The organism is Fontibacillus panacisegetis, from assembly GCF_900102215.1.
Lineage (GTDB): Bacteria > Bacillota > Bacilli > Paenibacillales > Paenibacillaceae > Fontibacillus > Fontibacillus panacisegetis.
The window spans coordinates 99,603-116,507 of sequence record NZ_FNBG01000014.1; the positions used below are offsets into that span (position 1 = coordinate 99,603).

Sequence of the window (16,905 nt, forward strand, 5' to 3'; positions counted from 1 at the left end):
TCGGCCTATGAGCAATGAAGCGTCCATGAACGAAGTCAGTTTTCAGACGATTCGGTCGGCTTCCTCTCCCGCAGAGCTTAGGAAGGCACGGATTGAAGAACAAAACAGGCTATTTGAACAATTCTCTGACACTGAAATAGTGATTTGGAATGAGCTTGTAAATGAGCTTCATAATACGGTAATGTCACGAGCTTCAGCATTATGTGAACAGGAGTTAATTGAGGAGGGCTTCGGCCCTCCTCCTGTTCCTTATGCATATGTTGTTTTTGGGAGTGCTGGGCGTGCTGAACAGACGTTATGGAGTGATCAGGATAACGGTCTAATAATCGGTGAAAGTAATGATGGTACGTCGGAATCTTATTTTGATGAGTTCGGCCCAAGGCTATCGCATATATTGGAAGTGGCAGGTTATCCGCCGTGTCCAGGGAATGTGATGCTATCCAACACACTTTGGCGTAAATCAGTAGCGGATTGGGAGAGGCAGCTGCGGTATTGGAGAGGTCTGCTCGGGTGGGAGCAGGTTCGTTATCTCATGATTGCAGCTGACATGCGCCATATATATGGTGATGAAGAATTAACAAAGCTCCTTCGCAAAAAAATGACTGCAGTGTTTGAATCGGAGGCTGAGCCTGAATATGATCTGACCGCTGCTGTTCTTCGTAATACTATTCGCCATAAAGCAGCGTTAAATGCGCTGGGGCAGGTCATTACGGAGCAGACAGGGGAGCATGCCGGAGAGTTTGATGTGAAATATGGCCTTTATCTTCCTGTTGTGAATGCTGTGCGTTACTTATCAATAGAGTATGGAATTGTTGCTTCTTCAACGCAGGAGAGAATTGAGCAGCTATATAGATTGGACGCTGCTCAACTTAGATGGCTGGACTCATGTCAACATGCTTTTAACACCGCTCTTAGATTCAGATCGATGGCTGCTGTCAAAGATGAAGATGGATTATTGACAGGAACGAATTATTTACCAGAAACCCTGATCAGACAAAAAGAAATGCGGCGTGAGCTCAGGGAAGCTTTGAGTACGGTAAAACTAATGTACCGTACCCTCCAGCGTCAACATCGTTATACAGAAAGGAAATGGCTATGAAGGAACCGATGAAAGAAACCGGGGGATTGTGGGATGTGTTGAAAGGTGGAGGAATACCTCCAAGGATCGCTTCAATGCTAGGAGCTCCCAGTGCTCAGCAAATCGCCTTCGTACGCTCACTTACTAAAGGTCAACGTAAACCGGAAACACTCCACGTACCTCTCACTGAATTAAAGACGGCTGTATTCGATCTGGAAACGACGGGATTTCATTATCATTATGGCGACGAAATATTGTCTTTTGGAGCGATTAAGGTAGATGGCGAGCAGATAACGGATGACGTGTATTATTCCTTGTGTAAACCCGCTTGTTCTGTTCCAGAACAAATTGTGGAATTAACAGGTATCACACCTGAGATGGTTGAAGATGCGCCTCCTTTACTACTAGCGCTTCGAGATTTTATGGGTTTTGTTGATGATCGGGTGCTTATTGCACATGGTAGTGCTCATGATAAAGCATTCCTTGATGTTGCACTCTGGAAAACGACAAAAGCTCATCTGGGACATCGGGTGCTGGATACGATGATGATAGCCAGAAAGCTCGAACCGGAACGAAACATTTCGTCTCTGGATGATTGGTTGGAAGTATACGAAATACCACTGTTAAGACGTCACCATGCTCTTGAGGATTCGAAGATGACGGCCGGGTTATGGTGTGCTATTATTTCACGTCTTAAAGAATGCGGAGTCATTACATTAGGTGATTTATATAGTTATCTTAGTAAGAATTAATACTTAGGCATAATACATCTAATACTTGCTGCTGTTAACCGTTCGGTTTGTTCCGGACGGTTTTTTTCATTACGTAGTTTACAAAAAAATTGCTGCTAAATGCGGTCTGTTATTCTTGAGTGCTCGTCGATCAACGTTTTTGTTGTTGTAATCTGTAACAAAACTAGAAAACAGGGTACAATATCAAGTGTAGGCAAATCTTTTGCTTTAAGGTGGGATCCACAAAAAGACTTTAACATAAAGGAAGTCACAAATATGAATCGTAATCGATGGATATTGGTGGGGGTTATTGTTTGCCTGGCCGTTGTCTTGTATGAGAATAGTGGTCAAAGCATTTTGTCGCGGTTTTCGGATAAAACAAAAAATTCATCCCCTTCAGAACAGACACTAAGTAATCTTATAGCAGAAAATACTCCAAAACCAGGAACTCCATCGCCGGCTTTTTCCTTGACTGGGCTAGATGGTCATAATTATGAGGTAGGAGGGAAGCGGGATAAACCGCTGCTGCTCAACTTCTGGGCTTCATGGTGCGATCCATGCAAGGAGGAGGCACCTGATCTCGTTAATTTGTACAAAAAGTATGGAGATAAGATGGATTTTTATGGCGTAAATGTAACGGCATACGATAAGCTTGAGAACGCTAAAAAGTTTGTGGAGGAGTATCATTACACTTTCCCAATTTTGCTGGATGAAAAAGAGGAAGTATATCGTATGTTTAACGGGATCGCTTTTCCAACTAATGCTCTAATCGATAAGAACGGTGTAATACAGGAGGTTATCATAGGAATATTGCCGCCTGAGGAGCTAGAAGCCAAGGTGAAGAAGCTGCTGGAAGATAGTTAAGAGAAAAATTATAGGTTCAAATGTAACAAGGGGTATCCCGGTCGCCAGAGTTCTGGCTTCTAGGATACCCCGTTTGTTGTTTATAGGTTCACTAAACCACGAGCGGCTGATGGAATCTCTTCATAATCCTCACGTTTCGTCTGTCCAAGCAGAGCGTAGCGAAGACTATCCACCAGTGCTTCCCAGCTCGCTTCAATCACGTTGCCGGATACACCGACTGTACTCCATGTGTTTTCAGCGTCTCGGGACTCGATTAATACGCGAACCTTGGATGCAGTAGCGTCCTTTTCATCTAATACACGTACTTTATAGTCAGACAAGTGAATGTTGGCAATTCGAGGGAAATAACTGATCAGCGCTTTGCGCAGGGCGTTATCAAGTGCGTTGACAGGTCCGTTGCCCTCAGCAGCGGTATAAATGCTGTTGCCATCGATGTTGAGCTTGACGAAAGCTTCGGAGACAACCGGTCTGCCAGCCGTTTTCTCAACGAGCATTTTGAAGGATTCAAAGACGAATAGCTCTTTAAGCTCCCCATTCGCTTGACGTAGTAAAAGCTCAAGAGAAGCGTCAGCACCTTCAAATTGATATCCTTGATGCTCCAGGTCTTTGATTTTAGCTATAACTTTACGAGTGCTCTCATTCTCGGGATTGATATCAATTCCCATTTCTTGAGCTTTGGATAGAATATTGCTCTGTCCGGCAAGCTCGGAGACAAGTACACGCTGACGGTTGCCTACAGTTTCCGGTGCAATATGCTCATACGTACGAGAATCACGAAGGATCGCAGATACGTGTATGCCGCCTTTGTGCGCAAAAGCTGCTGTACCAACATAAGGTTGATTAACCGGCATGTGTACATTTGCAATCTCACTAATGTAACGGGCGGTATTTGTCAGTTGTTTGATTTGCTCTGGGTCAATCACTTCATAACCAAGCTTTAGCTGAAGATTCGGAATAATTGAGCAAAGATTAGCGTTGCCACATCGTTCTCCATAGCCGTTCATTGTACCTTGAATCTGCTCGGCGCCTGCACGAACCGCACTAAGAGAATTTGCTACCGCAAGCTCACAATCGTTATGAGTATGAATGCCTAGTCGTGAGCTGCTTGCCTGACCGACAAGAGAGGTAACAATATCATGAACCTCATGCGGCATCGTTCCGCCGTTCGTATCACACATAACCAGCCAGTCCGCTCCTGCTTCCTCTGCTTTGCGCATTACAGACAGGGCATATTCGGGATTGTGCTTGTAGCCGTCAAAGAAATGTTCAGCATCAAAAATAACTTCCAGACCATTCTGCTTCAAATAAGCAATGGAATCATAGATCATGGCGAGATTTTCTTCCAGTGTAGTTTGCAGAGCAGTATGCACATGGAAATCCCATGATTTGCCGACAAGCGTAGCTGCCTTGGCGCCGGATTGTATCATACTTTTGAGGTTGGCGTCATGTTCTGCCTGGCTGTCTTTACGACGCGTGCTGCCAAATGCCGTAATTTTAGCGGATAAATTAAAATCCTGGATACGCTTGAAAAACTCAATATCCTTGCTATTACTGCCAGGGATGCCACCTTCTATATAATGGACACCCAGCTGATCCAGCTTCCTGGCGATCTTCAACTTATCGTCCGCGGACAAGCTAATACCTTCGCCTTGTGTACCATCGCGTAATGTAGTGTCGAAGATGGATATAGCCTTTGACATGATGGAAGTATCCTCCTTATGGATGTCCTTAGAATGGGCTCCGATTTCAATATTAACTCATTATAGCACTCCTTTTTTTAAAGTTACACGATTTTTAATAATTTACATAAGCAAAGTTGACCTAACTTTAGATGAAGGGGTATGCTGAGAACAACTCTAACCAATCATAAAAGAGGGGAATTTCCTTGAAAAATATCGATGAATACTATCCTGCCAGGGGCCGGGTTGTGCTTCATGTCGATATGAACGCTTTTTATTGTTCTGTTCATGAGGCGGAGGAGCCGGAAAAATATCGAAATCAGCCTACTGCAGTGGCAGGCAGTGTAGAGCTGCGAAAGGGCGTAATCGTGACATGCTCATATGCAGCCAGAAAAAAAGGAATATCTACGGGTATGACAGTGAGCCAGGGACTAAAAAAATGCCCGGAGCTTATCGTAATCACCCCTAATTTTCATTTATATCGTAAATATTCCAAGGCCTTTATGGGTATCGCCTATGAGTATACGCCTCTTCTTCAGGCGGTTTCCATCGACGAATGTTATCTGGACATTACGGGTTCAAAGCAATTCGGAACTCCGCTCGAAATTGCCAAGGAGATCCAAACAAGAATTGCTGATGAGCTTGGGTTGCCCTGCTCTATCGGAGTTGCCCCCAACAAGCTGCTCGCCAAGATGGCTTCAGATATGAAAAAGCCTAATGGAATAACGGTGTTGAGGATACGTGACGTTCCGGCGCTTTTGTGGGACAAACCATGTAATGAGCTTTTTGGAATAGGCAACAAAACAGCAGAAAAGCTGAAAAGGCTGACCATTTTTACGATAGGACAACTGGCTGCGGCTGATGAGCGTTTATTGAGGGAAAAGTTTGGTGTAGCAGGGTTATGGATGAAGCAGGCTGCCAATGGATTGGATGATTCTCCGGTTAGGGAAGACAAAGAGAAGAATAAATCGATTGGGCATACTACAACCTTGCCCCGGGATATTAGCAAGCTTGAGGATGTCCAAAGGGTTATGCTGAATCTAGCGGATCAAGTGACCCGGAGGCTGCGTCGGCAAAATCTTATGGCTCAAACGATTCAAATTACGATACGTACCCCGGATATGGCGACAATTACCCGTTCTCAGAGTCTGAGTAAGGTCATTGATCGTGCCGAAGATGTGTATCATGAGGCGTGCAATTTGTACAGCCGACATTGGAATAGCGACAAACCCGTACGACTGTTAGGAATTACACTTCAGAATCTTGTTCCGAAAGAAGATTCAGCAATGCAATTGGATCTTTTTGACTATGAGCTGGAACCGAAGAAGGAGTCCCTGACGAAAACGATGGATTTGCTGCGTGATAAATTTGGTGAAGGAGCTATATTAACTGCAGGAATGCTCTCTGACGACCCTTCAGCACTGATTAGAAATCACAAGATTCGAGGAACCTCTTTACAGACCGATTTTTTGCGAGAAGAAGACGAAAACGGTTGATACGACTGGGAAGAGTGATAACTATTATCAGTTGGGAAAATGCGGAAATTGCATTGAAATTGCTTTTCTTTTGTATTATATTGAACATGGTGATACTGATACTAGCACCGGACTTGTACTGTTATTCAGGAGGCAGATAAATATGGCAAAATATACTTGGGTTGAAAAAGATACTTGCATCGCATGTGGCGCATGTGGCGCAACAGCGCCGGATATTTACGATTATGATGACGAAGGTTTGGCTGAGGTAATTTACGAAAGCGATGCGAACCGCGGTGTCACTGAAATTCCTGACGATTTGTTTGATGATCTTCAAGATGCTTGTGACGGATGCCCTACGGATTCCATCAAAATTGCTGACGTACCGTTTAATAAAGAAGGTTAACAAAAGTCTAATATGATTTGTTCATAGTTCTGTAAACATCTTCTGTTAATCGTGACAGAAGATGTTTTTTTATGAAATTTTTTAGCCGTAAAGTTAGAAACCTGCATATTGTTGCCGATATAGTAAGTAGCAAAGTTATTTATAACAGTGAAGCTACTATAATACGATCCAATTTTATGTGGAGGATTTCGATGAATAATTCGGTGTACCTCAAAAAATATGTGGAAAATCACCCTGATAACAAGATGGCTTGGTATTTGCTCGGCAAGGAGTACGAAGCAGCGGGGCAAGAAGGAAAGGCTAACTATTGTTATAACCAGGCGAGCGGCGTCTACGAGGCCTTTGAAGCAAGCAAGGTCCCTGCGGATTTGTGGAAGGAATACCAGACGAAGCTGCTGCAGGAATCAAAACGTAAGGAAAAGCAGAGTAGATTAGCTCGTAGAATTGGTGTTTTATTGATTTTACTTATGTTGATTTGGATTCCGCTTTCTTATGCACCTGGTCAGACTTCTGATGGTTCTGATACGGTGATAGCAGATACAACGGGTAAGAAGGAAGTCCAGTCTGATAGCGGAGCATCTTCAGGCAAGACAAAACCGACGTTTACGGCAAGAGAATACTCTGGAAACAACGGCATGAAATATGCCGCAGATTTGCTAGGTGGTAATCGTTCAGATGAGCAAAGCCAGACTGTAGTGATGGGGATGAAGCGTTCGGGGAATTGGCTGCTCTGGTCTAAAAATCTTCCTGTAGTCTACGGGATTCAGCAGGATTCGGACAGCGGCGAGACAACGATTCAATCCTACGATCCAATAGATTGCGATTGCACTCCACCAGATCCATCAAAGTTGCAGAAAGAGGGCGAAAAGTGGGCAGTTCGGCAGGAATCTTTAGCGGTTCTATCCTCAGCTATACGTCATTATAAAGAGAAAAATGGGAAGTGGCCTTCTAGCCTAAAGGAATTGACGAAGCCGTTTCCAGGGAATTGGCTTGCTGGAACTGACACTATAATGAAGGATAATTTCATCCCGCTGCTCTCACAACTTCAAAAGAATCAGCCGGATAATGAGACAGAGGTTAGTGCGCATAATGGCAATACCACAACGGCAAAGCCGTCCTTGCAAGAAGCTGAACCTTATTTTACACTGCCACTTGAGGTGTTGGTAGATAAAACAACGCATCGATTGGCTGTCGTCAGTGGTTCGGTAATAGTCAGGAGTTATAAAGTCGGGCTTGGTGGAGAGGATACACCGGAAGGCAAATATGTAATTTCAGATAAGGTGGTTAATCCAAACGGACATAGTGACGGAGAGTTTGGCAGCCGCGGGATGCAATTGTCAGATACGAATTACGCAATCCATGGGACAAATGAACCTGACAGTGTGGGAAAAGATCAATCACTCGGTTGCATTCGAATGCTCAAGGAAGATGTAGAGGAACTATTCGATCTACTGCCAAAAGGGACTAAGGTAACAATAGGAAAAGGGATTGTTCCTTCTCTTGAGGTCGTCCCGAAGAGTCGATTCACTCTTGGTAACCGGCAGAGTCAGACCAATCCCGATCGTACGTATCATTGGCTAAATTAATTAAAGATTGGCGAGGATGATCACGATGGTGACCAGAATGATAAGCGCTCCGACAACAGAACTTGCCCAGACCAACGCTTTTTTATTTACTTCATCCCTTTTTTGCTGAAGTGTAGGTGATTTGCGTTTTGTTGACATAGACGGTTCCCCTCTCTTGGTTATCATCAGGAATATGTATCATAATATATACATTGTAACGGCTTTCAATATAAAATTCCATCACCATGTTGTTTGTTTCACAAAGCAGGTTAAACTTTTCTTTTGCGCCAAGAACCGCTAAACTGGATATATGTGTTCTAGGGATTGCTTGTGCTTATGCATGAAGAATGATCGGAGTGAAGAGTGAACGTGTTGTATCGTAATTTGGGGAAACCATTGTTTTTTAAACTAGATCCGGAGAAGGCGCATCATCTGGTAGTTGATGGTCTACATACTGCGGCAAAAGTTCCTGGAATTGTTCCGATTATGCGTGGATTGTATGGTGTTCAGGAAACCCCCGAACTGGCAAGTGATTTGTTCGGTATTCATTTTCCGTCACCAGTAGGTTTAGCTGCCGGGCTTGATAAGAATGGAAGATCTGTAGCTGGATTTTCTGCGATCGGATTCGGGTTTATGGAAGTAGGGACGGTAACACCGAAGGGACAGCCTGGCAATGAACAGCCACGATTATTTCGGTTGCCTCAGGACGAGGCATTGATTAACCGTATGGGCTTTAACAATTTTGGAGCGGAGGCTATGGCCGAAGAGCTGGCTAAGCTTAAGACCAGAAGCATTCCGGTCGCTGTTAATATTGGTAAAAATAAAGCAACGCCAAACGAGGACGCTCACCGGGATTACGAGCAATGTATATCGGCGCTTTATCCGTATGCTGACTTTTTTGTTGTAAATATCAGCTCACCGAACACGCCAGACTTGCGTAATTTGCAGCATGGGAGTGAGTTGGCATTATTGCTTCAGGCCGTGACCGAGCAAATGGCGTTGGAAGGCAAGCGGTACGGCTCAAATAAGGCTGTATTGGTGAAAATCGCTCCTGACGTAAGTGACGCAGAGCTGGAGTATATGGTAGATACGATTCAGAAGAGCGGTGTATCCGGCCTAATTGCTACCAATACTACAATTTCAAGAGATGGTCTGAAACATCCTAATGCAAAGGAAACGGGAGGACTTAGCGGCAAGCCGCTGACCCAAAGATCGACTGACATCATTTCACGTGTGTATCGCCAGACTGAAGGTGGCCTTCCGATTATCGGTTCGGGCGGCATTTTTACAGCAGAAGATGCATATAACAAAATTCGAGCAGGTGCTAGTTTAGTCGAGATTTATACAGCATTGATCTATGAAGGTCCTGAGATTAACCGTAAGTTGCATCGCGGTCTGAGGGAACTTCTGCGAAGGGACGGTTTCTCACATATTTCTGAAGCGATAGGGGCCGACCATCGTTAGGCAGGGTTACAGAAGACAGGAGGCGCAGTCATGGACAGTAGGGATTGGGGAACATTTTTGCTTCCGTATGAACAAGCTGTTGAGGAATTGAAGGTCAAATTCAAAACGATGCGTTCTGAGCTTAAAAAACGTGAAGAATACGCACCGATTGAGTTTGTAACGGGAAGAGTTAAAAAAATTACAAGTATTTTTGACAAAGCCAAGCGATTAAACGTTGCGATGGAGGATATTGAGACAGGCATTGAAGATATCGCAGGTATTCGTATCATGTGTCAGTTTGTTGAGGACATTCGCCGAGTAGCCGAATATATTCGGATGCGCAAGGATTTAACGGTGTTATACGAGAAGGACTATATAACGAATTATAAAGAGAGCGGCTACCGCAGCTTTCATATGATTGTAGAGTATCCGGTTCAGACAGCACTTGGACAAAAGATCGTACTCGCTGAGATCCAGATTCGTACATTAGCTATGAACTTCTGGGCTACAATTGAGCATTCGCTCAATTACAAGTACAGGGAGAGCTTGCCTGAGGAGATGAGGGCACGACTCAAAAAAGCAGGTGAAGCGGCTTTTGTACTAGATAACGAAATGTCCAGTATTCGTCAGGAAATTCTTGAAGCGCAAAAGACCTTCGAGGATGATGCGAATATCGTTACACAGCTTCTTCATGCTATCCATCAGCTGTATTTCTTCCATCTGGTAAATGAGGCAATCGCTTATCAGAATCGTTTTAATGATTTGTGGGAAGAGAAAGATATGGAAGGTATTAAGGATTTGCTTGTTGAGGTCAAGGCATTGATTAAGGCGAACAAAAAAGTCGAGGAACCGGGCGATGAGCTATGAGCCGCTGTATGTGGCGTTCCTAGTGTACTTCAATAGAGACCAGGATTATTTTGAATGTCATGAGGTGCTTGAGGAGCTTTGGCTAAAGCTGGATAAAGAACCATTGTATAAGGGTTTACTTCAGGTTGCTGTCGGACTCTATCATTTTCGAAACGGTAATGTGACCGGTGGTACAAAGATGTTTCGATCTGCTTATCAAAGGCTGGCTCCTTATCCCCCTGACAGTCTTGGCATCGATCTAGGCAAGCTGCGGAGCGAGGCTGCTTCCTATGCGGATGCGTTGGGTGATTACAGCATTCATCCGTTTAAATATTATGATCTATCGATCATTGTATACGATCCAAAGTTATTAGCCCAAATTGAAGTGGCGTCAGCGACGATTCAGCCGAACGTTCCCCAGCGCCGTGGACCTCAAAGAGGGGCTAAGCACGAAGCGGCATTACAAATGAAGAATCAGCGTTCGGATATGAAATAGGGCAGTACTTCTCTTATGAGGAGTACTGTTTTTTTTTTGTGGGGAGATATCGATGTTAATAACTTCAGGATCTCGACTTGAAGTATGATACAATATGGGCATATCGTAATACGTAATATCGGAAGAATGGAAGGTACAACATGGCCGTACAATTACCCCTCGCTTTTTTGGATCGAATGCAGACACTGTTGGGAGATGAGTATGCATCTTTTTTATCATCGTATGATAAACCCAAGTACGTGGGCATTCGGGTGAACACTCTCAAAATCGAAGTGGACGAATTTCTGAAAATTACCCCATTTGAGTTAAAGCCAATCCCTTGGTGCGAGACTGGATTCTATGTTGATGAGAACGTGAAGCCTGGCAAACACCCTTATTATCATGCAGGCCTATACTATATTCAGGAGCCAAGCGCGATGTCTCCGGCAGAAGCACTGAAGGTTGAGCCGGGAGATCGGGTGCTGGATTTATGCGCAGCTCCAGGAGGTAAATCAACGCAAATTGCAGGCAAGCTGCAGGGTAAGGGCATACTGGTTACAAACGACATCAGCGCAGATCGAACGAAAGCGTTGGCTAAAAATATAGAGCTGTACGGTGTGAGAAACGCGGTTGTGCTGAATGAGACACCGGAGCGCATCGCGAAATCTTTCCCTCATTTTTTCAATAAAATTGTCATTGATGCGCCATGCTCCGGGGAAGGGATGTTCCGCAAGGATGAAGATATGATCCGTCAGTGGGAGAAGCATTCGATAGACAAGTGTACATTAATGCAGCGTGACATTCTCAGAACGGCAGCTTCACTGTTAGCTCCGGGTGGAACGATTGTTTATTCGACGTGTACGTTTGCTCCTGAGGAAAATGAGGGAATGATATCGGAATTTTTGCTAAATAATGATGAGTTTGCAGTTGTCCCGCTTTCTACTGATTCCGGATTTTCACGTGGACGCCCAGAATGGATACCTGATCGCTTGGAGGGAGCGGTTATCCCTGACGATATCAAAGCGCAGACGGCCGGGTGTGGTCGATTGTGGCCTCATAAGATCGAGGGAGAGGGTCATTTTTTGGCTGTGCTTCGACATAACGGTGAAGATGTAGATATAAGTCAGGATGACCATTACATTGGCTCAAACGAAAAGGATCGGTCACCTGGTCCATTGAAAGAGCGTTCTAACAGGGATCAATCAAGAATTGCACGTAAAGCAGGGAAAAGTATCAATAATCAGGGGAAAAAGGGGCTGGATGAGGGGGAGATGATCGAGACATGGTCAGCTTTTGCTCATGAGCATCTCGTGATTGGCTCCCAAGAACAAACTTTATTATTTGGTGGTAATGTGTACTTATCTCCACTTTCAAAAGAAAAGTTGGACGGGCTTAAAACCGTACGACCTGGTTGGTATGTTGGTACGTCAAAGAACGGAAGGTTTCAACCAGGACACCCGCTCGCAACAGCGCTAAAGCCGGATGAAGCCGCGAGAGTGCTTAATTTGTCTTCACATGATACAGAGGCAGTCCGGTATTTAAAGGGAGAGACACTAGAAATTCCTGAATCCCGAATTGTCCGATCTGACGGAGTCAGTCCAAAGGGATATGTGCTTGTTACAGTAGACGGGTACTCCCTGGGCTGGGGCAAATGGCTGGACGGTATGCTCAAAAATGATTATCCTGCTGGCTGGAGGTGGACCTAAGGACATGAAAGACGATAAGAAAAAACGTATCGATAAAATTCTTGGCAATATGGGATACGGATCACGTTCTGAAATTAAAAAAATCGTGAAGCAAGGTCGAGTTACATTGAATGGTTCCGTTGTCAAAGATAGCGGGACCCAGTGCCTTCCATTGAGCGATGTAATTGAAGTGGATGGTGATCCAGTACTTTATCGTGAATTTATATATTTAATGATGCATAAACCACCTGGTGTTATTTCCGCTACTGAAGATTTCAGAGAGAAGACGGTCATTGATTTGATCCCTGACGAGTATTTGATTTTTGCTCCTTTTCCAGTAGGGAGACTTGATAAGGACACCGAGGGGCTGCTGCTTCTGACGAATGATGGTCAGCTTGCTCACGATCTGTTGTCTCCGCGCAAGCATGTGCCCAAGACGTACGTAGCTAACTGCATCGGCCATATTGGAGATGATGTGGTAGAGAAGTTTAAAGAAGGTGTAGAGCTTGATGACGGTTACGTTACCTTGCCGGCAGAATTGCAAGTGCTTGAAATCATAGATACCGCAGAAGGAGAGAAGATGTCGCGAATTTCTCTGACGATTTCTGAAGGTAAATTCCATCAAGTCAAGCGTATGTTTGAGTCGGTGGGCTCCAAAGTGACCTATTTAAAACGTGTGTCAATGGGATCGCTAGAGCTGGATGAGAGCCTTCCGATGGGATATGTCCGTGAACTTACGGAGTCCGAGCTTCAAGCAATGATGATTCATAGAGATAAACGATAGAAGGAGAGGCAGCTAATGAACTACAAACTGATTGCTTTGGATGTGGATGGAACCTTATTGAATGATGATCATGTACTATCATCTGGAACGGCAGAGGTGATCAAGATGATTGCGGATCAAGGAACGGAATTTGTATTGTGTACAGGACGAGCTCCTGTAAATTCGATTCCGTATATGAAACAAATTGGATTGGAAGGGTATGTTATTACTCATAATGGGGCGGCTACTGTGAATGTGACGACTGAGGAAATCGTTCATGAGTTCGCGCTGAATCCGTTTGGACTCGATCCATATATGGATTATTGCCGTAAAAACAACATTCATTTTGATGTAAACACCACGTTTGCTATTTATGTTGAAGGCGTGGCGGGATTGAGCCAGGAAGCTCTCGATATGTACCACAAGTTTATGATGGAACCTGAGGATTTGCCAGGATGGGCTGACTTCAGCGAGCCGATTGTAAAATTCACGGTAACTGGAAGTATGGAGCAGATGGACAAGGTATATAGTGACTGGAGTCAATGGGAGCAAGAGTTTAATATGCTTCGTAGTGGGGATTTTTTTATCGACTTAATGCATAAAGATTCTTCAAAAGGATCGGCGCTTCAAAAGCTGGCAGCGGTACGGGGAATTCCTGCTGAACAAGTGATGGCGATCGGTAACTATTATAATGATCTTACGATGCTGACCTTTGCAGGCTTGGGCGTAGCTATGGATAATTCTCCGTTGGAGGTTAAAGCAGCAGCTGATAATGTTACTGCTTCTAATAACGAAGAAGGAGTTAAGCTGGCGCTCCAGAAGTACTGTTTATCCTGATTATGGCCTCCTTTTTTAATAGTGTGACAAAAACAGGGCTATCCTTCGGTCATTGAAATGACTTGAGGGAATAGCCCTGTTTGTGTCTGGTGAAAAATGGTTAGATGACGAAAGCCCGGGATACGATAACCAGCAAAATAAAGAGAACCAAGATAACACCAGTTGATGTGAAACCAGCGCCTAATAAACCGCTCATTGATATTCCTCCTTACTTTCAGTTGGTGTTACCCCGAAATACACGGGATATCGTATTGTATGTTTGGAGGCATAATTCGTTTGGACTATTATCTATAAATGCTGGAAAAAGGGTGTACTTCTACTTCAATTTCGTAGTCCTTTAGGCAAATGGTTTTTTAATTGTCCGTTACTGGCCTTTCCCCATCCAAGTGGGAAGTGATCCTCGCCGCATGTTATGGTTACGAGACACCAGCCACGAATACTGTCTGGTATAGTCAGTGTATCGCCATGCAAATAAGACGTTACCTCAGGAGAATCGGCTTCGAGATTCCAGACGTAAGTAGCGTCCTGTGCGGCAGAGGCCATAGCAAGGGCATGTGCTGGATGGAATCGATCCTTGCGGAAGTCTCCAAGATGTAGTCCGGCACGTGGGATTTTAAGCCCCGAGAGCTGATCCATATTCAGGCTATAGCTTTCACTATGGGGAAGTAGATAGAGTGCTTCGCCAAATAAAATGGGTGTGCCAGACGGAGCCTTAAAGCCAGGTAGCTCTTCCTGCGCCCAAGCCAGAAAGGTTTTCCAGCTGCTGGATACATCCATTGTTTCACGGGAACTGCGATCATTTCGCCCGGTTCGTCCAGAATATCGGGAACTCCGGTCCCGAAGCGAATTTGCAGAGCTGTCATTAAGGATGTCGTCTGAACTGGTCAAACGTTCAATAAGAGCAACATAATGTCCTTCACCCTCTTGCAGATGCGGCCATATTCTTTTCTCCTGGACAAGTCTTAGAAATGGATATTCGTTCAGTAAGCGTGACATCATTTCTTCATTCTCACGACGATTGAAGGTACAGGTGGAATAGGCCATTACTCCACCGGGTTTAAGCATGGCAACAGCATCCTGTAAAATGTCCCATTGGCGGTTTACACAGACTTCGACCGAAGCAGGAGACCATTCCGATATAGCATCGTGATCCTTGCGGAACATTCCCTCACCTGAGCAAGGAGCATCAAGCATAATCCGATCAAAAGCAAGCGGAAATCTTGAGGATAGCTCGCCAGGAGTTGTTTGGGTTACTACGGCATTTCGAATGCCAAGACGTTCTACATTCTCTGCCAATATTTTAGCACGCTGTGGATGAATTTCATTACTGATTAATAGGCCGGAACCGGCCATTTTAGCGGCAATTTGCGTAGTTTTACCACCTGGTGCTGCGGCCAAATCCAGCACGACTTCACCAGGCTTAGGAGCAAGAAGCTCTACAGCAGACATTGCTGACGGCTCTTGAATATAGTATAAACCGGCTGCATGATAGGGATGTTTGCCTGGCCGGAAATGTTCATCGTAATAATATCCTCCTGTGCACCAAGACACAGGGCGAAGGTCAAAGAGTTGTTGAATGGTTTGTTCTGTTTTTGAAGAGGGGGGTATTTTTAAATGGTTGAGTCTTAATCCGTAGGTTCGTTTTGTTGTATAACTGTGAAAAAATGCCTCGCCCTCATGTTCACCCAGCATAGTAATGATCTGGTCGCGAAATGCGGCGGGCAGTGATACTTCTGTCATATTTCGTGTCTCCTTTCTCCGGTCATAACAATAATAAGAAAACTGTACTGTTATGTGTATACTTACTTTTCGAAGTTTATCATAATGTTTTTCTATATCAAAAGGGGAATGGATGTTCCTTCCTGCCTGTGGCATAATGGAGGTGTAGGTGTTCATCCGTGAAATAGAAAGATAGAGTAAAGGAGAAACAATATGAAACTGCTGCAAGCATTGTTTTTTCCTCCGGAACAGCCCGGAGGTGTCTCTTCGATGATTCCTTACTTACAGGATAAGTTTAATCCTCCGCATTGGGAGATGGAATTGTTTTCTCTTCCAAAACGCATTCGCTCGAAAGGCAGCGAACCCGTAGAATTTCATACTTTTGATTGGCATAAGTACGAGGAGAGTCCAATAGTTCAGAAATATATTCAGACCTATCGAGATTATTTATGGTGGACCAAGCTGCGAATCAAACGACCTTATGATCTGATTCATGCTCATCATCCGATTGCAGGACTCGCAATGAAGGAAGTTTTTCCAGACACTCCAGTTGTACAAAGCGTCCATTCCAGTTATGAGCGTGAGCTTATTCTCAACGGACGTATTAAGGAGAATGGCCTGGAGCATAGTTTTTTGACCTCGATCTATAGAGAACTGGAATACAAGACAGATAAAATGATTACAGTATCCCGATCGTTTGTCGAGTATTTGAGTCCATTTGTAGAACACCCTGATAACGTAAGCGTCATTCCGAACGGTTTTGATGAAAAACGCTTCAAGCCGGTTCCCCACGAGAATGAAGTAGCGCAGCTTGTTACAGTTTGCCGCCTTGTGCCTGCTAAGGGACTTGATATTTTACTTAAAGCTTGCGCAGAGCTAAAATCCCGTGGCTTATCCTATGTGCTTCACATTATCGGAGATGGCCCGATTCGCACCGAGCTGGAGGAATTAGCGCAACGGCTGGGAATATATGATGAAACGATTTTTTACGGATATACTCTTCATCCAGAGGAATTTATGCCATTTTTTGATATTTTCGTATTGCCATCCCGCGCTGAGGCCTTTGGATCTGTATTCGCGGAAGCGGCGCTTTGTTCTCTCGCACTGGTTGGAACTGCGGTTGGTGGGGTTGCAGAACAAATTGAGGACGGTTCAAATGGACTGCTTGTAGCTTCTGAAGATTATCTAGGGCTTGCTGATGCATTGGAGAAAGTAATTGTCGATCCATCATTCCGTTATGAGCTGGCTCGAACAGGTTCCGATCATGCGAAGAGTCATTATTCCTTGAATCGGGTTGTGCATGAGCTGAAAAAAATATATTTACAGTTCCATTAGTAGT

Annotated in this window: 17 protein-coding genes; 13 read left to right on the forward strand and 4 right to left on the reverse strand. The window is 44.4% G+C overall.

The window, feature by feature from the left end:
- Positions 1-7 precede the first annotated feature (7 nt).
- From BLS49_RS13260 to BLS49_RS13270, 3 genes are all read left to right on the forward strand, one after another.
- Complete coding sequence (locus tag BLS49_RS13260; protein WP_091231069.1) at positions 8-1,099, forward strand: DUF294 nucleotidyltransferase-like domain-containing protein; 1,092 nt, start codon at positions 8-10, stop codon at positions 1,097-1,099.
- Positions 1,096-1,830: an exonuclease domain-containing protein gene (locus BLS49_RS13265; RefSeq protein ID WP_091231071.1), complete on the forward strand. Its 735-nt coding sequence runs from the start codon at positions 1,096-1,098 to the stop codon at positions 1,828-1,830. The genes BLS49_RS13260 and BLS49_RS13265 overlap by 4 nt, the downstream gene beginning before the upstream one ends.
- A 255-nt stretch (positions 1,831-2,085) precedes the next feature.
- The gene (locus BLS49_RS13270; RefSeq protein ID WP_091231074.1) at positions 2,086-2,673 is read left to right on the forward strand and encodes a TlpA family protein disulfide reductase; all 588 of its coding nucleotides are present in this window, start codon (positions 2,086-2,088) and stop codon (positions 2,671-2,673) included.
- A gap of 80 nt (positions 2,674-2,753) precedes the next feature.
- On the opposite strand, the gene cimA is transcribed toward BLS49_RS13270, so the two are convergent.
- Entirely contained in the window at positions 2,754-4,373 is a 1,620-nt protein-coding gene (gene cimA, locus BLS49_RS13275; protein ID WP_091231079.1) for a citramalate synthase, read from the reverse strand.
- Positions 4,374-4,558: 185 nt separating this feature from the next.
- On the opposite strand from cimA, the gene BLS49_RS13280 reads away from it, so the two are divergent.
- From BLS49_RS13280 to BLS49_RS13290, 3 genes are all read left to right on the forward strand, one after another.
- Entirely contained in the window at positions 4,559-5,848 is a 1,290-nt protein-coding gene (locus tag BLS49_RS13280; protein ID WP_091231081.1) for a DNA polymerase IV, read from the forward strand.
- A gap of 142 nt (positions 5,849-5,990) precedes the next feature.
- Complete coding sequence (locus tag BLS49_RS13285) at positions 5,991-6,233, forward strand: ferredoxin (RefSeq protein ID WP_091231084.1); 243 nt, start codon at positions 5,991-5,993, stop codon at positions 6,231-6,233.
- A 191-nt stretch (positions 6,234-6,424) separates the two neighbouring features.
- Positions 6,425-7,819 (forward strand): L,D-transpeptidase family protein, encoded by a 1,395-nt coding sequence (locus BLS49_RS13290; RefSeq protein WP_091231087.1) that lies wholly within the window; start codon positions 6,425-6,427, stop codon positions 7,817-7,819.
- Here BLS49_RS13290 and BLS49_RS24845 read toward each other — a convergent pair whose 3' ends face one another.
- Positions 7,820-7,957, reverse strand: a complete 138-nt coding sequence (locus BLS49_RS24845) for a hypothetical protein (protein ID WP_175471406.1) — start codon at positions 7,955-7,957, stop codon at positions 7,820-7,822. It lies immediately after the preceding gene.
- A gap of 210 nt (positions 7,958-8,167) precedes the next feature.
- On the opposite strand from BLS49_RS24845, the gene BLS49_RS13295 reads away from it, so the two are divergent.
- From BLS49_RS13295 to BLS49_RS13320, 6 genes are all read left to right on the forward strand, one after another.
- The gene (locus BLS49_RS13295; protein ID WP_091231090.1) at positions 8,168-9,262 is read left to right on the forward strand and encodes a quinone-dependent dihydroorotate dehydrogenase; all 1,095 of its coding nucleotides are present in this window, start codon (positions 8,168-8,170) and stop codon (positions 9,260-9,262) included.
- 30 nt (positions 9,263-9,292) lie between these two features.
- Positions 9,293-10,108 carry a GTP diphosphokinase gene (gene yjbM, locus BLS49_RS13300; protein WP_091231093.1) on the forward strand — a complete coding sequence of 272 codons (816 nt, stop codon included), beginning with the start codon at positions 9,293-9,295 and terminating at the stop codon, positions 10,106-10,108.
- Positions 10,098-10,583, forward strand: a complete 486-nt coding sequence (locus BLS49_RS13305) for a DUF309 domain-containing protein (RefSeq protein ID WP_091231096.1) — start codon at positions 10,098-10,100, stop codon at positions 10,581-10,583. The genes yjbM and BLS49_RS13305 overlap by 11 nt, the downstream gene beginning before the upstream one ends.
- 140 nt (positions 10,584-10,723) lie before the next feature.
- On the forward strand, positions 10,724-12,268 hold the full coding sequence (locus tag BLS49_RS13310; protein WP_091231099.1) for an RsmF rRNA methyltransferase first C-terminal domain-containing protein: 1,545 nt from the start codon (positions 10,724-10,726) through the stop codon (positions 12,266-12,268).
- 4 nt (positions 12,269-12,272) lie between these two features.
- On the forward strand, positions 12,273-13,031 hold the full coding sequence (locus BLS49_RS13315) for a pseudouridine synthase (RefSeq protein ID WP_091231103.1): 759 nt from the start codon (positions 12,273-12,275) through the stop codon (positions 13,029-13,031).
- 15 nt (positions 13,032-13,046) lie between these two features.
- On the forward strand, positions 13,047-13,847 hold the full coding sequence (locus BLS49_RS13320) for a Cof-type HAD-IIB family hydrolase (protein WP_091231106.1): 801 nt from the start codon (positions 13,047-13,049) through the stop codon (positions 13,845-13,847).
- Positions 13,848-13,947: 100 nt separating this feature from the next.
- On the opposite strand, the gene BLS49_RS25025 is transcribed toward BLS49_RS13320, so the two are convergent.
- Together BLS49_RS25025 and BLS49_RS13325 are read right to left on the reverse strand one after the other, a co-directional pair.
- Complete coding sequence (locus BLS49_RS25025) at positions 13,948-14,043, reverse strand: YjcZ family sporulation protein (protein ID WP_217640064.1); 96 nt, start codon at positions 14,041-14,043, stop codon at positions 13,948-13,950.
- Between the two features lie 125 nt (positions 14,044-14,168).
- A complete protein-coding gene (locus BLS49_RS13325; RefSeq protein WP_091231109.1) occupies positions 14,169-15,587 on the reverse strand; it encodes an RsmB/NOP family class I SAM-dependent RNA methyltransferase in 1,419 nt (472 codons plus the stop codon).
- Between the two features lie 192 nt (positions 15,588-15,779).
- Between BLS49_RS13325 and BLS49_RS13330 the strand changes: the two genes are divergently transcribed.
- A complete protein-coding gene (locus BLS49_RS13330; protein WP_091231112.1) occupies positions 15,780-16,901 on the forward strand; it encodes a glycosyltransferase family 4 protein in 1,122 nt (373 codons plus the stop codon).
- The last annotated feature ends 4 nt before the right edge of the window (positions 16,902-16,905 follow it).

Coding starts and splice junctions, on each gene's coding strand:
- yjbM (WP_091231093.1), top strand. CDS start 9,293: ATGGACAGTAGGGATTGGGGAACATTTTTGCTTCCGTATGAACAAGCT.
- BLS49_RS13260 (WP_091231069.1), top strand. CDS start 8: ATGAGCAATGAAGCGTCCATGAACGAAGTCAGTTTTCAGACGATTCGG.
- BLS49_RS13325 (WP_091231109.1), bottom strand. CDS start 15,587: ATGACAGAAGTATCACTGCCCGCCGCATTTCGCGACCAGATCATTACT.
- BLS49_RS13265 (WP_091231071.1), top strand. CDS start 1,096: ATGAAGGAACCGATGAAAGAAACCGGGGGATTGTGGGATGTGTTGAAA.
- cimA (WP_091231079.1), bottom strand. CDS start 4,373: ATGTCAAAGGCTATATCCATCTTCGACACTACATTACGCGATGGTACA.
- BLS49_RS13320 (WP_091231106.1), top strand. CDS start 13,047: ATGAACTACAAACTGATTGCTTTGGATGTGGATGGAACCTTATTGAAT.
- BLS49_RS24845 (WP_175471406.1), bottom strand. CDS start 7,957: ATGTCAACAAAACGCAAATCACCTACACTTCAGCAAAAAAGGGATGAA.
- BLS49_RS13305 (WP_091231096.1), top strand. CDS start 10,098: ATGAGCTATGAGCCGCTGTATGTGGCGTTCCTAGTGTACTTCAATAGA.
- BLS49_RS13290 (WP_091231087.1), top strand. CDS start 6,425: ATGAATAATTCGGTGTACCTCAAAAAATATGTGGAAAATCACCCTGAT.
- BLS49_RS13315 (WP_091231103.1), top strand. CDS start 12,273: ATGAAAGACGATAAGAAAAAACGTATCGATAAAATTCTTGGCAATATG.
- BLS49_RS13330 (WP_091231112.1), top strand. CDS start 15,780: ATGAAACTGCTGCAAGCATTGTTTTTTCCTCCGGAACAGCCCGGAGGT.
- BLS49_RS13285 (WP_091231084.1), top strand. CDS start 5,991: ATGGCAAAATATACTTGGGTTGAAAAAGATACTTGCATCGCATGTGGC.
- BLS49_RS25025 (WP_217640064.1), bottom strand. CDS start 14,043: ATGAGCGGTTTATTAGGCGCTGGTTTCACATCAACTGGTGTTATCTTG.
- BLS49_RS13310 (WP_091231099.1), top strand. CDS start 10,724: ATGGCCGTACAATTACCCCTCGCTTTTTTGGATCGAATGCAGACACTG.
- BLS49_RS13270 (WP_091231074.1), top strand. CDS start 2,086: ATGAATCGTAATCGATGGATATTGGTGGGGGTTATTGTTTGCCTGGCC.